Source organism: Mesorhizobium sp. CA6 (assembly GCF_020165035.1).
Lineage (GTDB): Bacteria > Pseudomonadota > Alphaproteobacteria > Rhizobiales > Rhizobiaceae > Mesorhizobium.
The window spans coordinates 168083-187968 of record NZ_JAIUHI010000007.1; the positions used below are offsets into that span (position 1 = coordinate 168083).

Sequence of the window (19886 nt, forward strand, 5' to 3'; positions counted from 1 at the left end):
TCTCGCTTATATCAATGTCACGACCAGAAGGACGGAGCCGTCTCTTCCAGCCGCGGCCCGCGACGAAACGGCGCGATTTTTTCGGCAAGCCCGGTGCGGTCCGAAATATCGACGCCGACGCCGCAGAGCGTCGCGGGCCCTGAGGACGCCTCGAAACGGCCCTTCGGCACCTTGGAAAGGAACCGGTTCAGCGGCTCTTCTTTGTCCATGCCGAGCGAGGAATCATAATCGCCGCACATGCCGGCGTCTGAAATATAGGCGGTGCCGCCATTGAGGATCTGATGGTCGGCGGTCGGCTGATGCGTATGCGTGCCGACCACCAGGCTGGCGCGACCATCAACGAAATGCGCGAAGCACATCTTCTCCGAGGTCGCCTCGGCGTGGAAATCGATGATGGCCGCATCGGCCTGCTCGCCGAGCGGGCAGGCGGCAAGCTCACGCTCGCCGGCCTGGAAAGGGTCGTCGAGCTCGGGATGCATGAAGACGCGGCCCATGATGTTGGCGACCAGCACGCGCGCGCCATTGCGGGCGATGTAGACGCCCGAGCCGCGGCCCGGCGTGCCCCTGGGAAAATTGGAGGGACGCAGGAAGCGCTCCTCGCGCGGCGCGAAGATCAGCGCATCGCGCTGATCCCAGACATGGTTGCCGGTGGTGACGACATCCGCGCCGGCCGCGAGCGTCTCGCGAAAGATCTCTTCGGTGATGCCGAAGCCGCCGGCCGCGTTCTCGCCATTGACGATGACGAAGTCCAGCTTGAAGTCGGAAATCAGCCCCGGCAGCTGCTCCCAGACTGCCGTGCGCCCCGTTTTGCCAACCATGTCGCCGAGAAAGAGAAGTCTCATATTATCCCGAGCCGAAGTCTGCCAAGCTGCATGACTTCCGCGAAGACCATCAGCCTCGCCGACTATCTATAGTTGGGGCGCGAAGCGGCGCAACCCGCTCTCGGTCAGTATTTCCGGAATGATCACGTCATGGTTCTCGTCGGGGACCATTTCGACTTCCTGGCAGTCGAAGGCGATGCCGATCAGCCTGGGCGCGATGCCCTTGTCGGCCAGCCTCGCGATCGCCCGATCGTAATAGCCGGCGCCGTAGCCGATACGGTGGCCGCGGCCGTCGAAGGCGGCGAGCGGCACCAGCATGAGCGTCGGGTCGAGCACTTCCGCCTCTTCATGCGGCCCGACCGTGCCGAAGCCCATCTCGACCATCGGCGCGCCGCGCACCAGTTCGCGAAAGACGATCGTGGTCTTGTCGAGGATCGCGGGCAGGCAGAGCCTGGCGCCCTTTTCGCGCAGCGCGAACATCAGCGGCCGCACATCGACTTCCGAGCGCATCGGCCAGAAGCCGGAGACAACCCGGCCGGGCTCGAAGTCGATTTTTTCCTTCGCGGTCTCGGCCATTTCGAGCGCTATCTCGACGCGCCAGAACTCGTCGAGGGCATCGCGGCGCGCCAACGCCTCCTTGCGAAGCTGTTTTTTCAGGTCTTTGGAAGAGCTCATGCGCGGACGCTAGAAAAGGTCGGATTTGGATGGCGTTTTAGGAGCGACGTTTCTAGCGCAATTCCAGGAAAAGTGCGCAGCGGTTTTTCCGTCCGGAATTGCGTCAAAACAGAGAGAAGGCGCTTGTCTCCCGAAAAACAGGAGAGCGACGATCCACGCAACCGGTGGAGAGGTCGATCCCGGGTGCCTACAAAGTAGGTGGGCGCCGTGTGAGAAAACCCACGGGTCTTCCCAGGGACAGCTCCCTAAGGATCGATAAGGCCCCGGGGATAAGTTTCTCCTGCCGGGAAGCGCAGACCGCCGTCGACAAATATAGGCCGATGATTAGCCGTGCGCCAGAGAAACGGATCACCATTTGCGCATAATTCGTCTTGCGGACCGTCCCGATGGGAAGCTGTCCGGCAACCGCCCTTGCGCGGCCCGTCCAGCCTCCTTACGGTCCGCCGCACGGACAGGAGAAAAGATGCGTTTCGAAGGCACTGCGGCCTATGTCGCCGACAAGGATCTGATGGTTGCGGTCAATGCCGCGATCGCGCTGGAGCGGCCCTTGCTGGTCAAAGGCGAGCCCGGCACCGGCAAGACCGAGCTTGCCCGCCAGGTGGCTTCGGCGCTCGGGCTCGAGTTCATCGAATGGAACGTCAAATCGACCACCAAGGCGCAACAGGGCCTCTACGAATATGACGCCGTCTCGCGGCTGCGCGACAGCCAACTCGGCGACGAGCGCTTCAACGACATCGCCAACTACATCAAGCGCGGCAAGCTGTGGGATGCCTTCGCTGCGCAAAAGAAAGTCGTGCTTTTGATCGACGAGATCGACAAGGCCGACATCGAATTCCCCAACGACCTCCTGCAGGAGCTCGACCGGATGGAGTTCTTCGTCTACGAGACGGGCGAGACGATCCGCGCCGAGTTCCGGCCTATCGTCATCATCACCTCGAACAATGAGAAGGAACTGCCGGACGCCTTCCTGCGCCGCTGCTTCTTCCACTATATCCGGTTCCCCGACATCGACACGCTGCACCGGATCGTCGAGGTGCATTATCCCGGCATCAAGCAGAATTTGGTGCGGGCGGCACTGAGTCAGTTCTACGAGATCCGCGATGTGCCGGGCCTGAAGAAGAAGCCGTCGACCTCCGAAGCGCTCGACTGGATCCGCCTGCTGGTCGTCGACGACATCGCGCCCGAAGACCTGCGCGCCGATCCGAAGAACATGCTGCCGAAGCTGCATGGCGCGCTGCTGAAGAACGAGCAGGACGTTCACCTGTTCGAGCGCCTGGCGTTCATGGCCAGACGGCAGCAATAGCGCTTTCTCCGGCTGTGGACCGTTGCCGGCAATCGGTCGCTGCCGCAGCTTCGGACCGAAAGCACTGGAGGAGAAAAGATGTTCGAGATCGCCATTCGCCCGTTCGCGCAGTCCGACCACGCCGACTGGCGGCGCTTGTGGACTGCCTACCTCACCTTCTACGAGACCAAGCTGCCGGACGAGGTCTACGACGTCACCTGGAAGCGTTTGTTCACGGTAGGCGAATTCGAGCCGAAAGGTTTCATCGCCACGTTCGACGGCAAAGCGGTTGGGCTGACCCACTACCTCTACCATCGCTCCTGCTGGTCACTGGTCAACAACTGCTACCTGCAGGATCTGTTCGCCGATCCGGAGGTGCGCGGCAAAGGCGTGGGCGCGGCGCTGATCAAAGCGGTGCGGGACGAGGCCGGCAAGATCGGCGTCAAGAATGTCTACTGGATGACGCACGAGACCAACGCCACGGCGCGCCGGCTCTACGACCATGTGGCGCGGCGGACCGGATTCATCGAGTACGATTTGCTATAAGGGACTGATGTTCATCCCCTTCTTCCTAGAACTGAAAGCCGCGCGGGTTCCTGTTTCGCTCAGGGAATATCTGTCGCTGCTGGAAGGGCTGGAGGCCGGGCTGGTCGATTATGACGTCGAGGCTTTCTATTACCTCGCGCGCTCGGCCCTGGTGAAGGATGAACGCCATATCGACCGTTTCGACCAGGTCTTCGCGCATGTCTTCAAGGGTGTCGAGGCACTCGGCAGCCCCGATGCCGTCGATGTCGTCAACATCCCCGAGGAATGGCTGCGCCGTTTGGCGGAAAAGCACCTGAGCGAGGAGGAAAAGAAGCTGGTCGAAGCGCTTGGCGGTTTCGAGAAGCTGATGGCGACCTTGAAGCAGCGCCTCGAGGAGCAGAAGGGCCGGCATCAGGGCGGCTCGAAATGGATCGGCACCGGCGGCACCTCGCCCTTCGGCGCCTATGGCTACAACCCTGAAGGCGTGCGCATCGGCCAGCATGAAAGTCGGCATCGCCGCGCGGTGAAGGTCTGGGACAAGCGCGAATTCCGGAACTTCGACGACACCGTCGAGCTCGGCACCCGCAACATCAAGGTGGCGCTGAAGCGGCTGCGCCGCTGGGTACGCGAGGGCGCCGAGGAGGAGTTCGACCTGCCCGGCACCATCCACGCCACCGCGGAGCACGGCTATCTCGACGTCAAGACCCGGCCCGAGCGGCGCAATGCCGTGAAGCTTCTGATGTTCTTCGACGTCGGCGGCTCGATGGATGACCATATACGCGGCGTCGAGGAACTGTTTTCCGCCGCGCGCGCCGAGTTCCGCCAGCTCGAGTATTTCTACTTCCACAATTGCCTTTACGAGCGCGTCTGGAAGGACAATCGCCGGCGGCTGGCCGAGACGATCCCGACCTTCGACCTCCTCCACAAATACGGGCCGGACTACAAGGTGATCGTTGTCGGCGACGCCTCGATGAGCCCTTACGAGATTGCCCATCCGGGCGGCTCGGTCGAGCACTGGAATCCGGAGGCCGGAAGCGTGTGGCTGGCCCGCCTGCTGCAGCAATGGCCGAACGCGATATGGCTCAATCCCGAAGCTGAGAAGAACTGGCGCTACACGCACTCGATCCAGTTGATCGGCGACATCTTCGGCGGCCGCATGTTCCCGCTGACATTGGCCGGGCTTGAAGCTGCGACCAGGCAGTTGTCGCGCAAGCACTAGCTCGCTTTCGCTGGAAGCACCTGTAACAAGGGCCTATGTTTGGGCGAATATCCGTTGCAAGCAACAACGAGCCGCCAAGGCCGAGGAGATTTCATGGACACCCACGCCTATCCCGTCACCCGCACCGATGCCGAGTGGCGCGCCCGGCTGACGCCGGAGCAGTATGCCGTGATGCGCAACCACGGCACCGAGCGCCCCGGCAGTTGCGCCCTGCTCTACGAAAAGCGCGCCGGCACCTTCTATTGCGTCGGCTGCGACCAGCCGCTGTTCGAATCCAAGCTGAAGTTCGAGAGCGGCACCGGCTGGCCGAGCTTCAACGACCCGGTCCCGGGCTCGATCGAGACCACCGTCGACCGCAGCTACGGCATGGTCCGCACCGAATGCCATTGCGCGCGCTGCGGCAGCCATCTCGGCCATGTCTTCGAGGACGGCCCGCCGCCGACCGGCCTGCGCTACTGCATCAATGGCGTGGCGCTGCGCTTCGAGCCTGCGGTCTGATCTGGGCTTCCGGTCTTCGCAAAGGGCGGCCTCGGCCGCCCTTTTTCATGCTCCATCCGGCTCTACACAACGACCGTTGTGATCAGCCAGAGCGCGGAACCGAGCATCATCAGCTGCGCCTTGAAGCCCCCGGCCTTCTCCGCGGTCCGCCAGACAGCGACCGTCAGGAAAATGGTGTAGGGAACGGGGAGGAAATGCACCGCCAGCACCAGCCAGAGCGGCAGCTTCAACCCGAGCAGGACCAGCGCCAGCGCCGAAGAGGCGATGCTCAGAATGGTACCGACCAGCAGCATATCGCACCAGAACAGCCGGTCGAGCGGAACCTGGCCTCTCCAGCGCGAACGGAAAAAATCCCTCATCGCCCGCGACCTATCGCTGCCCGAGAATTTCGGTCACGGCTTCTTCGAAGCGTGAGCATTCCCGCACCAGCCAGTCGCTCATGGCCGGCCAATTGTCCTCGGCGTAGCAGTTCACCCGCCACATCGAGTTGATGCCGAGACCTTCGCAGCTCTGCTCGGGCCTGAGCTTCAGTCTGGCCTCGATCGCCGGCTGGAACGGCTTCAGCCGCGACCAGGACTCCGTGGCGCCGAACTTCTCGTTGCGCCCGAAGAAGACGCCGACATGGTTCTGCGCCGGCGCGACATACATCGAAAGGACCAAAGCGAAATCCGGCAGCCCGCGCTGCCAGAACCACGGCCCGCGCCGAGCGAGCCTTTGCCTTTCTTGCGGGTGCCGTTCGGCAAACAGGGCCCAGAAGCCGCGGTGGCGGAACTCCGAGGCGCGACGGCCGCCGAAGTCGAATTCGTTCATGGCCGGTCTCCGGCCATGAGGCTTACGCCATGCCGAGAGCGGCCTTGTAGAGGTCGAGGATGGACTCCTCTTCCTGGCGCTCGGCCTGGTCCTTCTTGCGCAGCCGCACGATGGTGCGGATCGCCTTGGTGTCGAAGCCGGTGCCCTTGGCTTCGGCATAGACATCCTTGATGTCGTCGGAGATCGTCTTCTTCTCTTCCTCGAGCCGCTCGATACGCTCGATGATGGTGCGCAGCTGGCCGGCGGCTACAGTCTGGCTGGTCTCGGTGATTTCGTCGGCCATTTTTCTCTCCGCGTCTTCTGGAGCAGTGGCGATTCCCGCCACGGCAAATTGGAGCGGGTTCCCTGCCCGAGCGGGCGCGGCGGGTCAAGACACTTGTCGAGCGCCTGTGGACGGCTGCGCACATCCAAAGGTGTGCCGAGATTCAGGTCAGGCCGAGTCGAAAACGATGGATTCCGAGAACCGGAGCGGAGCGTACTTAAGGACGTGAGCACCGGAAGCGCAGGAAGCCGGCGTTTGCAGGCCGGCCTCACCTGAATATCGGCACACCTTATTTGAATGCGATCAACAGATCCTTCGCGTCGATCTGATCGCCGGCCTTCACCAGCACCTCGGCGATCTCGCCGTCGCGTTCGGCATGCAGCGCGGTTTCCATCTTCATCGCCTCGATCGAAAGCAGCACGTCGCCCGCCTTGACCGCCTGTCCGGGCGCGACGGCAAGCGCCGATACGACGCCGGGCATCGGCGCGCCGACATGTCCCTCATTGCCGGGCTCGGCCTTGCGGCGTGCCTTGGCCGCGGAAGCGCCATGCGCCCTGTCCGGCACCTTGACGCGGCGTGGCTGGCCGTTGAGCTCGAAGAACACGGTGACCATGCCCTTGTCGTCGACATCGCCGAACGCCTGGCAGCGCACCACCAGCGTCTTGCCCTTCTCGATGTCGAGGAAGATCTCGTCTTCCGGCTTCATGCCGTAGAAATAGGTCGGCGTCGGCAGCACGCTCACCGGCCCGTAGGTCTCCTGCGCGGCCGCGAAGTCGGTGAACACCTTCGGATACATCAGCCAGGAGGCGAATTCGTATTCGGACAGCTTTCGGTCGAGCTTGCCCTCGATGTCCTTGCGGCTCGCCTTGAGGTCGGCGGGCTTCAACAGCGAGCCGGGCCGCACCGTGATCGGCTTCTCGCCCTTCAGCGCCTTCTTCTGCAGCGCAGCCGGCCAGCCGCCAGGCGACTGGCCGAGATCACCGCGCAGCATCGACACGACGGAGTCCGGGAAGGCGATGTCCTTGGCCGGGTTCTCGACATCGGCGACGGTGAGATCCTGGCTGATCATCATCAGCGCCATGTCGCCGACCACCTTGGACGAGGGCGTCACCTTGACGATGTCGCCGAACATCAGGTTGACGTCGTGATAGGCCTGCGCCACCTCATGCCAGCGCGTCTCGAGCCCGAGCGAGCGCGCCTGTTCCTTGAGGTTGGTGAACTGGCCGCCCGGCATCTCGTGCAGGTAGACCTCCGAGGCAGGTCCCTTGAGATCGCTCTCGAAGGCTGCGTACTGGTTGCGCACCGCTTCCCAGTAGAAGGAAATGCGGCGGATCCATTGCGGATCGAGACCGGGGTCGCGCTCGGTGCCCTTCAGAGCCTCGACGATCGAGCCGAGGCAGGGCTGCGAGGTGTTGCCGGAGAAGGAATCCATCGCTGCGTCGATAGCGTCGGCGCCGCTCTCCACCGCTGCCAGCACCGTCGCCGCCGAAAGGCCGGACGTGTCGTGCGTGTGGAAATGGATCGGCAGGTCGGTCGCCTCGCGCAGCGCCTTGAACAGCACGCGCGCCGCGGCCGGCTTCAAAAGGCCGGCCATGTCCTTGACGGCGATGATATGCGCGCCGGCGGCTTCCAGCTCCTTGGCCAGCCCGACGTAGTATTTAAGGTCGTATTTGGCGCGGGCCGGATCAAGGATATCGCCGGTATAGCACATCGCCGCCTCGACCAGCTTGCCCTCGGCGCCGACCGCGTCCATGGCGACGCGCATGTTCTCGACCCAGTTAAGGCAGTCGAAGACGCGGAACAGATCGACACCGCCGGCTGCCGCTTGGTGGACGAAATGCTGGACGACATTGTCAGGATAATTGGTGTAGCCGACGCCGTTGGCGCCGCGCAAAAGCATCTGCAGCAGAAGGTTGGGCGCCGCCTCGCGCACTTTGCTCAGCCGTTCCCACGGATCCTCGGTGAGAAAGCGCATGGCTACGTCGAACGTCGCGCCGCCCCAGCATTCCAGCGAGAGCAATTGCGGCAGCGCCCGCGCATAGGTGCCGGCGATGCCGGCGATGTCATAGGTGCGCATGCGCGTGGCGAGCAGCGACTGGTGGCCGTCGCGCATCGTCGTGTCGGTGACCAGCACCTGTCGCTCCCCGCGCATCCAGGCCGCGAATTTCTCGGGACCCAGCGCGTCGAGCCTCTGCTTGCTGCCGTCCGGAACATGCCCGTTGAGATAGGGCACCACGGGTGCCGCGGCATTCGCCTTCGGCATCGGCCGTCCGCGCGTCTCGGGATGGCCGTTGACGCTGACATCGGCCAGGTAATTGAGCAGCTTGGTGGCGCGGTCCTGCCGCTTCACCTGCTCGAACAGTTCCGGCGTCGTGTCGATGAACCTGGTCGTGTAGGAATTGTCGGCGAAGCGCGAGTGGTTGATGATCGCTTCGAGGAAGGTGAGGTTGGTGGCGACGCCGCGGATGCGGAACTCGCGCAGCGCCCGGTTCATGCGCGAGATCGCCTCGCCGGGCGTCGGCGCCCAGGCCGTCACCTTTTCGAGCAGCGGATCGTAGAAGCGGGTGATGACCGCGCCCGAATAGGCGGTGCCGCCGTCGAGCCGGATGCCGAAGCCGGCCGCCTCGCGATAGGCGGTGATGCGGCCGTAATCCGGGATGAAATTGTGCTCCGGATCCTCGGTGGTGATGCGGCATTGCAGCGCGTGGCCGTTCAGCCTGATGTCCTTCTGCGCCGGCACGCCCGATTGCTTCGTGCCGATGGCGAAGCCGTCGAGGATGTGGATCTGCGCCTTGACGATGTCGATGCCGGTCACCTGCTCGGTGACGGTGTGCTCGACCTGGATGCGCGGATTGACCTCGATGAAATAGAACTTGCCGGTGTCGGCGTCCTGCAGAAACTCGACCGTGCCGGCGCCGATATAGCTGGTCTCGCGCGCGATCTTCAGCGCATAGCCGCAAAGCTCCTGGCGCAGCTCCTCGCTGAGATAGGGGGCCGGCGCACGCTCCACGACCTTCTGGTTGCGGCGCTGGATCGAGCAGTCGCGCTCGAACAGATGCACGGCATTGCCATGCGTGTCGCCCAGCACCTGCACCTCGACATGGCGGGCGCGCTCGATCAGCTTTTCGAGATAGACCTCGTCCTTGCCGAAGGCGGCTTTGGCCTCGCGCTTGCCTTCCATCACCTCGCGCGCGAGGTCGGCCTCGGCGCGGATGGCGCGCATGCCGCGGCCACCGCCGCCCCACGAGGCCTTGAGCATCACCGGATAGCCTATTTGCGCGGCGAGCTTCTTGACCTCGTCCATGTCGTCCGGCAGCGGATCGGTTGCCGGGACGACCGGGACGCCGACTTCAATCGCCAGGTTGCGCGCGGCGACCTTGTTGCCGAGCCGGCGCATCGTTTCCGGCTTCGGGCCGATGAAGGTGACGCCTGCCTCGGCGCAGGCCTCGGCGAATTCCGGGCTTTCCGACAGCAGGCCGTAGCCGGGATGGATGGCATCGGCGCCCGACAGCCTGGCGACCCGGATCACCTCCTCGATCGACAGGTAGCTCTCGATCGGACCCATGTCCTTGGCCAGATGCGGTCCGCGGCCGACCTGATAGCTCTCGTCGGCCTTGAAGCGGTGCAGCGAATATTTGTCCTCCTCCGCCCAGATCGCCACAGTTTTGAGGCCGAGCTCGTTGGCCGCGCGGAACACGCGGATGGCGATTTCGGACCGGTTGGCGACGAGTATCTTCGTGATGGCCAAGGAGTAGGCTCCAGCAGCGGAAGGGAGATGAACCGGCGCAATGATTAACGTGAAAATGCTGCAGCGCAAACAAATTTGCGCGACAGCTAAAACGATTTAAGTCGCCTGTTTGCGCCAAATCATTATTGCTGTTCTTCGAACACGGATCATGGGTGGTGGACGGTATTGCCCGGGGGCGCGGCGCGGAGCTTCCGGTTGGCCTCGCCCGCAAACGAAAATGCCCGGCGCGAGCGCCGGGCATCCCCGAAAAGTCGGCTTGAGTTTGCCGGCTTATTTCTCGAAGTAGCTGTACTTGCCGTCGTCGCCCTTCTTCCATTCATAGATGACATAGTCAGGACGGGTGATGTCGCCCTTGCTGTCGTAACCGATGTCACCGATGGCGGTCTTCCAGGTGTTGGCCCTGATCGTCTCCGCAACCTTCTGCGCGTCGTCGGCCGAGCCGGTCTTGGCGATGGCCTGGGCGATGATCTGCACCGCGGCATAGGAGTAGAGCGTGTAAGCTTCCGGCTCGAAGCCGTTGGCGCGGAACTTCTCGACCACTTCCTTGGCGGCCGGATTCTTGCGCGGATCCGGAGCGAAGGTATTGAGCGTGCCGGCAACGGCGTCGCCCGCGATCGAGGCCAGTTCGTTGGAGACGATGCCGTCGCCCGAGAACAGCGGCGCCTTCAGGCCCTGATCGGCCGACTGACGGATGATCAGGCCGGCTTCGGTGTGCAGGCCGCCCCAGTAGATGAGCGTGACGCCGTTTTCCTTCATCTTGGCGATGAGGGCCGAGAAGTCCTTGTCGCCGACATTCACGCCTTCGTACAACACTTCCGTGATGCCGTTGGCGTTGAGGTTCTTCTTGGTCTCGTCGGCGAGGCCCTGACCATAAGGCGTCTTGTCGTGGATGATGGCGATCTTGGCATCCTTGAAGTTCTTGGCGATGTAGTCGCCGGCCACCTTGCCCTGCTGGTCGTCACGACCGCAGGTGCGGAAGGTGTTCCACATGCCGCGCTCGGTGAACTTCGGGTTGGTCGCGGCCGGCGTGATCTCGAGCATGCCGTTTTCCTGGTAGACTTCCGAGGCCGGGATCGACACACCGGAGTTGAAGTGGCCGTCGACGAACTTGACGCCGTCGGCGACGAACTTGTTGGCGACCGAGATGCCCTGCTTGGGATCGGAGACGTCGTCACCGATCTCGAGCTTGAGCTGCTGGCCGAGGATGCCGCCCGCCGCGTTGATGTCGGCGACCGCCTGTTCCGCGCCCTTCTGCAACTGCGCGCCGAAGGCGGCGTTCGGGCCGGTGATCGGACCGGCGACGCCGATCAGGATGTCGGCCCACGCGCTGCCGCTGAACGCGACGAACGCGGTCAGCGCCACGGCGGACAAAAGTGATTTTTTCATTGAAACGCTCCCATTTACGGAGTGGGCGTGGATGATACTTTCATGCGATGCCCACCCTTATCGCAGAAAGCATAGAATGCCGATTTTCAGGCACTTGTCACGCCGATTCATCCCCGAAACGGCGTAAATGGTGAACGTCAACCTTTCGGTTTCCAGCTTAACAAGGAAGCTCTTTCATAGAGCCAGTTATACTGCGTGACCATTTGGTTGGTGCGCGTGTATTGATAGCCGAGGAAGCCCAGTATCATCAGGACGATGGTGTCGACGATATAGTAATGCAGCGAGAACATCGTGCCGCCGAACAAGGCGTGATGGATGAACCTGACGCCGATACCGAGACCGAGCAGGAAGAAAAACAGCCGCAGATACGTGCTCCAGGTCTGAGCCGCCGCTTTGCCTGTCATCCATGCCGCCCCGCCGCCAAGCAGGCCTGTGACGAATAGAAACTGCCAGATCGAGGCTTCTTCGTAGATAATGCCCTGCATGATCGATGTCCCCAGATCTTAGCATGATCCCGAAAAGTTGCAGACTTTTCGGAGAAGATCATGCTTCAAGAACAAAACCTTAGAGCGAGATGGCGATCCTGGGAAAGTCATCGCGCTCTAATGATGTCCGCCTTCGAGATAGGCGGCGCGCACTTCCGGATTTGCAAGCAATTCCTTACCGGTGCCGCTCATCGTCACATTGCCGTTGACCATGACATAACCGCGCGTGGCGAGCTTGAGCGCGCCGAAGGCGTTCTGCTCGACCAGGAACACAGTCAGCCCCTGCGTCTTGTTGAGCTCGCGGATGGCGTCGAAGATCTGCTTGACGATCAGCGGCGCGAGGCCCAGCGAGGGCTCGTCCAGCAACAAAAGCTTCGGCCGCGCCATCAGCGCGCGCCCGATCGACAGCATTTGCTGCTCGCCGCCCGACAGCGTGCCGCCGCGCTGGGCGATGCGCTCTTTCAGCCGCGGGAACAGCGTGAACACCCTCTCGACGTCCTCGTCATAATGCTTGAGGTTGTCGAGGCTGGCGCCCATCTGCAGATTTTCCATCACCGTCATGCGCGGAAAGATGCGTCTGCCTTCCGGGGATTGCGCGATGCGCAGGCGTGCGATCTCATGCGTCGGCATCTTGGTGATGTCGGTGCCGGCGAAGGTGATGGTTCCGGTGCGGGCGCGCGGCGCGCCGAAGATGGTCATCATCAGCGTCGACTTGCCGGCGCCGTTGGCACCGATCAGTGCCACGATCTCACCCTGGTCGACGCTGACATCGACGCCGTTCAGCGCCCGGATGTTGCCGTAGTAAGTCTCGACACCCTTGATGTCGAGCAGCGTTGTGCCGGCCATTATTTACGCCCTCCACGCTTGCCAGGTGCGGGCTTGGCCGCTGCGTCCTTGCCCTTCGAAGCGCTGTCGGCCTTCGCGGCCGGAGCCCCGGCGGTTGTTTTCTTCGGCGCGGCCTTCCCAGTGCTCCGCTTCGCGGCCGGCTTGGCTGTAGGCTTGCTGGCTATCGACGCAGCGCGCGCGTCGACTTGCGCCGCCTTCGAGGCGCCCTTCGAGACCGTGACCCGCTCGCCCTCATTCCCATGTTCGACCGAATCGGAAACCGGCCCCGCCATCATCGAGGCGGAATTTCCCGGCCCATGCGCGGAATCGGGGCCGGTATCTAGCTGCTCGATCACGTCCTCATCGCCGACCTCGGTCAGCACCGTCTCGACCTCCTCGTCGTCGACGCCGAGATAGGCAGCGATGACGCGCGGATCGGTGCGGACCGACGCCGGATTGCCGTCGGAGATCTTGCGGCCGTATTCGAGCACGACGACATGGTCGGAGATCTGCATCACCACCGACATGTCGTGCTCGATGAGCAGGATCGACGTGCCGGTGCTCTTGATGCCCATCAACAGCTCGTTGAGCGCCGCAGATTCCTTCGGATTGAGGCCGGCGGCCGGTTCGTCGAGGCACAGGAGCTCCGGCCCCGTGCACATGGCGCGCGCGATTTCCAGGCGCCGCTGCGCGCCATAGGGCAGGTCGCCGGCCGGATCGTCGGCGCGATCGACAAGATCGGCCTTCTCCAGCCAGTGCCTGGCGAGCTCGATCGACTCGGCCGAGGCCTGGCGATAGCTCGGAAAGCCGAACAGGCCGAGGAGAGTATAGCCCGAAGCCTTCATCAGCTTGTTGTGCTGCGCGACCAGGAGGTTCTCCAGCAGCGTCATGCCCGAGAACAGGCGGATGTTCTGGAAGGTGCGCGCCACCTTGGCGCGGGCCGGGATCTCGTGGTTGGGCAGGCGCTCGAGCAGATAGGTCGAGCCGTCCCCCCGGTTCAGCGTGATCATGCCTTCAGACGGCTTGTAGAAGCCGGTGATGCAGTTGAACACCGTGGTCTTGCCGGCGCCGTTCGGGCCGATCAGCGCGGTGATCTCGCCGCGCCTGGCCTGGAACGACAGGTCGCCAATGGCGACTAGGCCGCCGAACCTCATCGACAAATGCTCGACCTGCAGGATGAAATCGTTCGAGGAAGGGGTCGCGTTCATCAGCCGTGCCCCTCCTTGGTGAAGGAGCTTGAAACCGCTCTTCGCTCCTTCAGGAAGGCCGTCGGCTCGCGGCTGCCGACGAAGCCGCGCGGCTTCCACAGCATGACGATGACCATGGCCATGCCGAAAAGCAACATGCGGTAGAGTTCAGGCGTGAAATCGGGACCGAAGACCCGCTTCAGGAAGTCGAGCTCCCGCAACGCTTCGGTGCCGCCGATCATCACCAGCGCCGCTACGGCGATGCCGACCAGCGAACCCATGCCGCCGAGCACGACGATGGCGAGGACAATCGCCGATTCCAGGAAGACGAAGGATTCGGGGCTGACGAAACCTTGCCTTGCGGCGAAGAACGAGCCGGCGAAGCCGCCAAACATGGCGCCGGTGGCGAACGCCGTCAGCTTGGTGGTGGTGGTGTTGATGCCGAGCGAGCGACAGGCGATCTCGTCCTCGCGCAGCGCTTCCCACGCCCTGCCGACCGGCAACCGCCGCAGCCTGATGGTAACGAAGGCGGTCAAAAGACAGAGTCCGAGGATCAGATAGTAAAGGAAGATCTTGTAATAGGCGCTCGATGTGGCGATGTGCAGCACCTTGGCGATGTAGTTCGGATCCGAGACGTTGAACGACATCAGGCCGAAGAAGGAGACCTTTGGAATGCCGGAAATGCCGGCCGAACCGTTTGTCACCTCGCGCCAGTTGATCAGGACGAGGCGGATGATCTCGCCAAAGGCAAGGGTGACGATCGCCAGATAGTCGCCGCGCAGCCGCAGCACCGGGAAGCCGAGCATGACGCCCCAGAAGGCGGCCATGCAGCCGGCGGCCGGGAGCAGGATCCAGAACGACAGGCCGAAATGCGTGCCGAGCAGCGCGTAGGCATACGCCCCGACGGCATAGAAGGCGACGTAGCCGAGATCGAGCAGGCCGGCGAGGCCGATGACGATGTTCAGCCCCCAGGCCAGCATCACATAGATCAGGATCTGGATGCCGAAATTGTCGACCCACTTCAAAGAGCCCTGAAACCCTCCCGCTATCGATCCTGTTACCAGCGCAAGCACCAGCACGACGATGATCGGATAGAGCGCCAGCGCGCTGATGCCCAACGCCGAGAAGTGGGCGTGGATGAAGGCCCGGAAATAATACATTACCCAGGCGACGGCATAAATGATCGCCAGCGCCCGCACAAAGCGCGGGTAGCCGGCAAGGTCGGGTCCGAGCAGCCCGTCAAGCGAGCCGGCCAGCACGAACAGCAGGGCTGCGACAACGACCGCGGCTACGAAATAAGGCATCCTGAAGAAGCGTGCCGCCATGGTGTCGGGCAGCAGGCCTGTGTCGATGTCGGCGATCTTCAGGCTGGCCACGAAGGGCTGGCCATAGGCGACATACAGGAAGCGGCCCCCGGCGGTGGCGATGACCACCAGGGCGAGCAGGCCCCAGCGCTGCACCAGAATCAGTTCGTTGGAGATATTCTGGTCGGTCCTGAGACCGATAAACAGCACGAACAGGCCGAGCGCGATGGCGCCTGCATAGAGCGCTTCGCGAAAAGCGCGCTGAACTGGAGTAGCGACGGCGTCGCGCTCCGAAGACACGGTAACGGCCATCAGGATCAGACCTTTTCGACTTCAGGCCGGCCGAGGATGCCGGAGGGCAGGAAGATGAGCACGATCGCCAGGATCGAGAAAGCGGCGACGTCCTTGTAGTCGATCGAGAAATAGGCCGACCACATGCTCTCGATGAAGCCGATGAGCAATCCTCCGAGCACCGCGCCGGGCAGCGAGCCGATGCCGCCAAGCACGGCCGCCGTGAAGGCTTTCACGCCCGGCACGAAGCCGTCCGAGAACACCACGACGCCGTAATACATCAGGAACAGCGTGCCGGCGACGGCGGCGAGAGCTGCGCCCATGATGAAGGTGATGGAGATGGTGCGGTCGACGTCGATACCGAGTAGTGCTGCCATCTTGCGATCTTGCTCGCAGGCGCGTTGCGCCCGCCCGAGCGCTGTCCGGTTGACGAGATACCAGAAAATCGCCAGCAGCACGATGGTGACGATCACGATGAGGATCTGCTTCAGCGAAACGCTCACACCATCAACAGTGTAGACTTGGCTGACCAGCGGCGGGATCGGCTTGTTGCGCGGGCCTTGCGTGACCTGCACGAAATTGGACAACGCGATCGACATGCCGATGGCGGTGATCAGCGGCGCCAGCCGGAACGAGCCGCGCAGCGGCCGGTAGGCCACCTTCTCGATCGTCCAGTTGTAGAGGCTGGTGAGAAGCATGGCGACGATCATCATGATCAGAAGCGCCACCACGACCGGCACCGAATAGAACAACGCGCCAAGGATCAGGAAGACGATGAGGGCGGTGAAGGCGCCGACCATGAAGATATCGCCATGGGCGAAATTGATCATGCCGATGATGCCGTAGACCATCGTGTAGCCGATTGCGATCAGGCCATAGATAGATCCCAGCGTCAGCCCATTGATAAGCTGCTGGACGAAATACTGCATATTTACGCGGCTCCCCTGGAATGTCGCCCGTTTCCGGGTCGCACTCCTTTTCGTATTTCCCCTAGTCGTAAAGTCTCGAGCCCGGATTGCAACGTGATTTTTCAATCGCCGGGCGTGTTTTGGAAGCACGCCGCCCGATTGTCCGTTTTTCGTACCCGGCCCCCTGGACTATCGCGGAACCTATCATTGGCACAACGCAATGTCTTTGACGATTCAGCCCTATAATGCCCACCCGCTCGAAGAAATCGCCGTCAAAATAAGTTGATGAGAAGATTTCTTGCGCGAACAGAGGCTGCCCATGTTGGGCGGCATGCCTTCCGTTGGGTGAGGCTGTGACGCTTATGTGACGACGAATCCATGCGCGAACGGATCGCGGTCGTCGATGAAGATGGTGTTCAGGCCCGTCATCCGTGCCCAGCCGCCGATCGAGGGGATGATCGCCGGCTTACCGGCCACGCTGACCTCCTTTTCGACCCTGCCTTTGAACAGCGAGCCGATGATCGATTCATGCACGAAACTGTCGCCGGCCCTGAGCTTGCCCTTGGCATGGAGCTGCGCCATGCGGGCCGAGGTGCCGGTGCCGCAAGGGCTGCGGTCGATCGCCTTGTCGCCGTAGAAGACGGCGTTGCGCGCGTCGGCCTCGGCATGTTTCGGCTTGCCCGTCCACAGCAGATGCGACAGCCGGTTGATGCCGGGGTTCTCCGGATGCACGAAGGAGTATTTCCCGTTGAGGCGCTGGCGCACAACCGGGCTCCAGGCGATGAGGTCGCCGGCCGAGTGATCGGCCATGTCCCGGTAATTCTTCTGCGGCTCGACGATGGCGTAGAAATTGCCGCCATAAGCGACGTCGACGCTGATCTCGCCGAGCACCGGGCAGTCGACGGTCAATCCTTCGGCATAGAGGAAGGACGGCACGTTGGTGATGCGCACCTCCTCGACATACTCGCCGACCTGTTTGTATTCGGCGATAACCAGGCCGGCCGGCGTGTCGAGCCTGAGCACGCCCGGCGTCTTCGGCTTCACCAACCCGTGCTCGATGGCCATGGTGACGGTGCCGATCGTGCCATGCCCGCACATCGGCAGGCAGCCCGAGGTCTCGATGAACAGGATGGCGATGTCGCAGTCCTCGCGCGTCGGCGGGTAGAGGATCGAGCCCGACATCACGTCATGGCCGCGCGGCTCGAACATCAGTCCGGTGCGGATCCAGTCATATTCGGCGAGAAAATGCGCCCGCCGCTCCATCATGGTCGCGCCCTCGAGCAACGGCCCGCCGCCGGCGACCAGGCGCACCGGATTGCCGCAGGTGTGGCCGTCGATGCAGAAGAAGGATTTTTTGGCCATGATGGACTCTTTTTCAGAAACGCTGCGGACTGAAGGGCGTGAGATCGAGCGGCGGAGTCTGCCCGAGAACGAGATCGCGGATCAAGCGGCCGGTCGCCGCCGACTGGGTCAGGCCGAGATGGCCGTGGCCGAAGGCATAATAGACGTTCGGCGCGCGCGCCGCGCCGATCACCGGCAGGGAATCCGGCAGCGAGGGGCGAAAACCCATCCACTCGCGGCCTCCCGACGGATCAAGCCCGGGCAGGAAACGCTTCGCCTTCTCCAGCATCGCCTTGGAACGGGCGAAATTTGGTGGCCGCTCGATGCCGCCGAGCTCGACGGCGCCGCCGACGCGCAAGCCGGTCTCGAGCGGCGTGATGACGAAGCCATGGCCGGAAAAGATCAGCTGCCGTTTCACGTCGAAGGCCGACACCGGCAGCGTCGTGTTATAGCCGCGCTCGGTTTCAAGCGGGATGCGGTCGCCGATATCCCTTGCCAGGAGATGAGACCAGGCGCCCGCGGCGATCAGAAGCGTCTTTGCCGCGCGCCTGCTGCCGTCGGCCAGAACGATCGTGGGGCCCTTTGCATCCTCTTCTATGCGCGCGACCCGCGCATGCTCGAAACGGGCGCCGAGCTTTTCCGCATAGGCCCAGATCGCCTTGCCGAGCAGCTTCGGGTCGGCGACCGTCTTCCAGCCCGGCACGAAGGTGCCCTTGACGAAGCGCGGCGAAAGACCCGGTTGAAGCGCCGCCATCTCTTCGCCCTCGACGTGGCGAAAGCCGATGCCGAAACGCTCGCGCTCGGCCCAGCCGGGCAGCGAGGCGCGGAACTCCGCCTCGCTCTCATAAAATTCCAGCGACCCATCCTCGCGCAGCATCGGCCGCGAGCCGGAGCGATCGAGCAGCTCCATCCATTCGGCTTGGGCGAGCTTCATCATGCCCGCCTGCGCCGCCAGACTCGCTTCGTAGTGCCTGGCGGCGCCCGCCCGCCAGAAGCGGATCAGCCAGGGCAGAAGTTTCGGCAGATAGGCCGGCGGGATGGCCAAAGGCCCGAGCGGGTCGGCGAGCCACTTCGGCAATTGCCGTATCATGCCTTTATGCGCCAGCGGCAGCACATCGGAGAAGGCGAAGGCGGCGGCATTGCCGGAGCTCGTCTCCTCGCAGATGCCGGTGCGGTCGAAGACGGTGACGCTGCGCCCCGCTTCCGAGAGCAGGGTTGCAGCGCAGATGCCGATGATGCCGCCGCCAATGATGGCGATGTCGTCCGCTTCTCCCCGTGCACCGGCAGAAGATGCCCCGGTGGCTGAGCGCCGCTCCTGTTCCCAGGATTTGGAATTTCGTTGCACGTCAGGGCTGTCCCTTATTCGGCCGCCGCCAAGCTGTCCGCCGATCGAGGAGACGTCTGCAGCGGCGGCAGCTTCGGCCGCACCGCCAGCGCATCCCGGACGATCTTTTCGACCGCCTTGCGGCGTTCACCCGACAGCGGCTGGCGCGGCATGCGCACGCGATCATTGGTATCGATCGCCAGCACTTCGGCAAGCTTGATGTTTTGGACCAGATAGGTCGAGACATCGAGGTCGAGCAAGGGCCGGAACCAGCGGTAGATCGCCAACGCCTCGTCGCGTCGGCCCTGTTGCATCAACTGGTAGATCGCGACCGTCTCGCGCGGGAAGGCGGTGACGAGGCCGGCGACCCAGCCGATGGCGCCGACCGACAGCGCCTCGAAGGCAAGGTTGTCGACGCCGGTGAAGAGGTCGTAGCGGTCGCCGAAGCGGTTGATGATCTCGGTCGATCGGCGGATGTCGTCGGAGGATTCCTTGATGGCGACGAAACGCTTGTCCGACGCCAGCTCCTCCATCAGATCGACGGTGACGTCGACGCGATAGGCGAGCCGGTTGGAATAGATCATGACCGGCAGGTCGCCTGCTTCGGCGACGGCGCGAAGGGCGGCGACCGTCTCTTGCGGGTCGGTGTGATAGATCGGGCTCGGCACCACCATCAGTCCGTCGGCGCCTTCCTTGGCGGAGCGTTTGGCGATAGCAGCCGCCTCACGCGTGCCGGGCTCGTTGACGGTCAAGAGCACCGGCTTCTTCCCGGCGACTTTCCGCGCCGCCTTCAGCACCTCGATCTTCTCGTCGGGCGACAGCATGGGTCCTTCGCCGAGCGAACCGCACACAATGATGCCATCGCAGCCGGCCTCCATCTGCAGCCCGTAGCAGCGCTCCATCTCGGCATGGTCGAGACGGTCGTCGGCGGTGAATTTGGTCGTGACGGCGGGGAAAACTCCGGCCCACATGGCTATCTCTCCTCTGATATATCA

The 19886-nt window shown here is 63.2% G+C and carries 18 protein-coding genes, 1 other RNA gene and 1 pseudogene; 4 read left to right on the forward strand and 16 right to left on the reverse strand.

The annotated features are described in order from the left end of the window. Positions 1–17 precede the first annotated feature (17 nt). From LB526_RS12885 to ssrS, 3 genes are all read right to left on the reverse strand, one after another. Positions 18–842 carry a YmdB family metallophosphoesterase gene (locus tag LB526_RS12885; protein ID WP_095767248.1) on the reverse strand — a complete coding sequence of 275 codons (825 nt, stop codon included), beginning with the start codon at positions 840–842 and terminating at the stop codon, positions 18–20. 66 nt (positions 843–908) lie between these two features. Continuing rightward, positions 909–1496, reverse strand: a complete 588-nt coding sequence (locus LB526_RS12890; protein ID WP_224627905.1) for a 5-formyltetrahydrofolate cyclo-ligase — start codon at positions 1494–1496, stop codon at positions 909–911. Positions 1497–1642: 146 nt separating this feature from the next. Continuing rightward, positions 1643–1798, reverse strand: a non-coding RNA gene (gene ssrS / locus LB526_RS12895) — 6S RNA. A gap of 161 nt (positions 1799–1959) precedes the next feature. Between ssrS and LB526_RS12900 the strand changes: the two genes are divergently transcribed. The 4 genes from LB526_RS12900 to msrB all read left to right on the forward strand — a co-directional run bounded on the left by LB526_RS12900 (position 1960) and on the right by msrB (position 5020). Continuing rightward, positions 1960–2799, forward strand: coding sequence for an AAA family ATPase (locus LB526_RS12900; RefSeq protein ID WP_224627907.1), 840 nt, complete (start codon positions 1960–1962; stop codon positions 2797–2799). A gap of 78 nt (positions 2800–2877) precedes the next feature. After that, positions 2878–3324 (forward strand): GNAT family N-acetyltransferase, encoded by a 447-nt coding sequence (locus LB526_RS12905; protein ID WP_224627909.1) that lies wholly within the window; start codon positions 2878–2880, stop codon positions 3322–3324. 7 nt (positions 3325–3331) lie between these two features. After that, positions 3332–4522 (forward strand): vWA domain-containing protein, encoded by a 1191-nt coding sequence (locus LB526_RS12910; RefSeq protein ID WP_224627911.1) that lies wholly within the window; start codon positions 3332–3334, stop codon positions 4520–4522. A 93-nt stretch (positions 4523–4615) separates the two neighbouring features. Beyond that, positions 4616–5020, forward strand: a complete 405-nt coding sequence (msrB, locus tag LB526_RS12915; RefSeq protein ID WP_224528136.1) for a peptide-methionine (R)-S-oxide reductase MsrB — start codon at positions 4616–4618, stop codon at positions 5018–5020. Positions 5021–5082: 62 nt separating this feature from the next. Here msrB and LB526_RS12920 read toward each other — a convergent pair whose 3' ends face one another. From LB526_RS12920 to LB526_RS12980, 13 genes and pseudogenes are all read right to left on the reverse strand, one after another. Continuing rightward, positions 5083–5379, reverse strand: coding sequence for a hypothetical protein (locus tag LB526_RS12920; protein ID WP_224627912.1), 297 nt, complete (start codon positions 5377–5379; stop codon positions 5083–5085). A 10-nt stretch (positions 5380–5389) separates the two neighbouring features. Further along, positions 5390–5830, reverse strand: a complete 441-nt coding sequence (locus LB526_RS12925) for a hypothetical protein (protein WP_140841746.1) — start codon at positions 5828–5830, stop codon at positions 5390–5392. A 22-nt stretch (positions 5831–5852) separates the two neighbouring features. Then, the gene (locus tag LB526_RS12930) at positions 5853–6113 is read right to left on the reverse strand and encodes a DUF2312 domain-containing protein (protein WP_095767239.1); all 261 of its coding nucleotides are present in this window, start codon (positions 6111–6113) and stop codon (positions 5853–5855) included. A gap of 268 nt (positions 6114–6381) precedes the next feature. After that, complete coding sequence (gene pyc, locus LB526_RS12935; RefSeq protein WP_224627914.1) at positions 6382–9840, reverse strand: pyruvate carboxylase; 3459 nt, start codon at positions 9838–9840, stop codon at positions 6382–6384. 270 nt (positions 9841–10110) lie between these two features. Beyond that, the gene (locus LB526_RS12940; protein WP_095767237.1) at positions 10111–11226 is read right to left on the reverse strand and encodes a branched-chain amino acid ABC transporter substrate-binding protein; all 1116 of its coding nucleotides are present in this window, start codon (positions 11224–11226) and stop codon (positions 10111–10113) included. Positions 11227–11363: 137 nt separating this feature from the next. Continuing rightward, a complete protein-coding gene (locus LB526_RS12945; RefSeq protein ID WP_095767236.1) occupies positions 11364–11711 on the reverse strand; it encodes a DUF6867 family protein in 348 nt (115 codons plus the stop codon). Positions 11712–11828: 117 nt separating this feature from the next. Then, positions 11829–12557: an ABC transporter ATP-binding protein gene (locus LB526_RS12950; protein ID WP_224528140.1), complete on the reverse strand. Its 729-nt coding sequence runs from the start codon at positions 12555–12557 to the stop codon at positions 11829–11831. A 26-nt stretch (positions 12558–12583) separates the two neighbouring features. Next, a pseudogene (locus LB526_RS12955) lies at positions 12584–13744 on the reverse strand (ATP-binding cassette domain-containing protein); the annotation flags it as partial. Next, positions 13744–15339: a high-affinity branched-chain amino acid ABC transporter permease LivM gene (gene livM / locus LB526_RS12960; protein ID WP_224627915.1), complete on the reverse strand. Its 1596-nt coding sequence runs from the start codon at positions 15337–15339 to the stop codon at positions 13744–13746. The pseudogene LB526_RS12955 and the gene livM, both read right to left, overlap by 1 nt. Before the next feature lie 5 nt (positions 15340–15344). Then, positions 15345–16247, reverse strand: a complete 903-nt coding sequence (locus LB526_RS12965) for a branched-chain amino acid ABC transporter permease (RefSeq protein ID WP_224528143.1) — start codon at positions 16245–16247, stop codon at positions 15345–15347. A gap of 339 nt (positions 16248–16586) precedes the next feature. Beyond that, entirely contained in the window at positions 16587–17588 is a 1002-nt protein-coding gene (locus tag LB526_RS12970; protein ID WP_224528146.1) for a 4-hydroxyproline epimerase, read from the reverse strand. Between the two features lie 13 nt (positions 17589–17601). Then, the gene (locus LB526_RS12975; RefSeq protein WP_224528149.1) at positions 17602–18912 is read right to left on the reverse strand and encodes an NAD(P)/FAD-dependent oxidoreductase; all 1311 of its coding nucleotides are present in this window, start codon (positions 18910–18912) and stop codon (positions 17602–17604) included. 14 nt (positions 18913–18926) lie between these two features. Continuing rightward, positions 18927–19862 carry a dihydrodipicolinate synthase family protein gene (locus tag LB526_RS12980; RefSeq protein ID WP_224627916.1) on the reverse strand — a complete coding sequence of 312 codons (936 nt, stop codon included), beginning with the start codon at positions 19860–19862 and terminating at the stop codon, positions 18927–18929. Between the last annotated feature and the right edge of the window lie 24 nt (positions 19863–19886).

Excerpts from the sequence above, each read along its gene's own strand:
- LB526_RS12885 (WP_095767248.1), bottom strand. The coding sequence starts at position 842 with ATGAGACTTCTCTTTCTCGGCGACATGGTTGGCAAAACGGGGCGCACG.
- LB526_RS12890 (WP_224627905.1), bottom strand. The coding sequence starts at position 1,496 with ATGAGCTCTTCCAAAGACCTGAAAAAACAGCTTCGCAAGGAGGCGTTG.
- LB526_RS12900 (WP_224627907.1), top strand. The coding sequence starts at position 1,960 with ATGCGTTTCGAAGGCACTGCGGCCTATGTCGCCGACAAGGATCTGATG.
- LB526_RS12905 (WP_224627909.1), top strand. The coding sequence starts at position 2,878 with ATGTTCGAGATCGCCATTCGCCCGTTCGCGCAGTCCGACCACGCCGAC.
- LB526_RS12910 (WP_224627911.1), top strand. The coding sequence starts at position 3,332 with ATGTTCATCCCCTTCTTCCTAGAACTGAAAGCCGCGCGGGTTCCTGTT.
- msrB (WP_224528136.1), top strand. The coding sequence starts at position 4,616 with ATGGACACCCACGCCTATCCCGTCACCCGCACCGATGCCGAGTGGCGC.
- LB526_RS12920 (WP_224627912.1), bottom strand. The coding sequence starts at position 5,379 with ATGAGGGATTTTTTCCGTTCGCGCTGGAGAGGCCAGGTTCCGCTCGAC.
- LB526_RS12925 (WP_140841746.1), bottom strand. The coding sequence starts at position 5,830 with ATGAACGAATTCGACTTCGGCGGCCGTCGCGCCTCGGAGTTCCGCCAC.
- LB526_RS12930 (WP_095767239.1), bottom strand. The coding sequence starts at position 6,113 with ATGGCCGACGAAATCACCGAGACCAGCCAGACTGTAGCCGCCGGCCAG.
- LB526_RS12940 (WP_095767237.1), bottom strand. The coding sequence starts at position 11,226 with ATGAAAAAATCACTTTTGTCCGCCGTGGCGCTGACCGCGTTCGTCGCG.
- LB526_RS12945 (WP_095767236.1), bottom strand. The coding sequence starts at position 11,711 with ATGCAGGGCATTATCTACGAAGAAGCCTCGATCTGGCAGTTTCTATTC.
- LB526_RS12950 (WP_224528140.1), bottom strand. The coding sequence starts at position 12,557 with ATGGCCGGCACAACGCTGCTCGACATCAAGGGTGTCGAGACTTACTAC.
- livM (WP_224627915.1), bottom strand. The coding sequence starts at position 15,339 with ATGGCCGTTACCGTGTCTTCGGAGCGCGACGCCGTCGCTACTCCAGTT.
- LB526_RS12965 (WP_224528143.1), bottom strand. The coding sequence starts at position 16,247 with ATGCAGTATTTCGTCCAGCAGCTTATCAATGGGCTGACGCTGGGATCT.
- LB526_RS12970 (WP_224528146.1), bottom strand. The coding sequence starts at position 17,588 with ATGGCCAAAAAATCCTTCTTCTGCATCGACGGCCACACCTGCGGCAAT.
- LB526_RS12980 (WP_224627916.1), bottom strand. The coding sequence starts at position 19,862 with ATGTGGGCCGGAGTTTTCCCCGCCGTCACGACCAAATTCACCGCCGAC.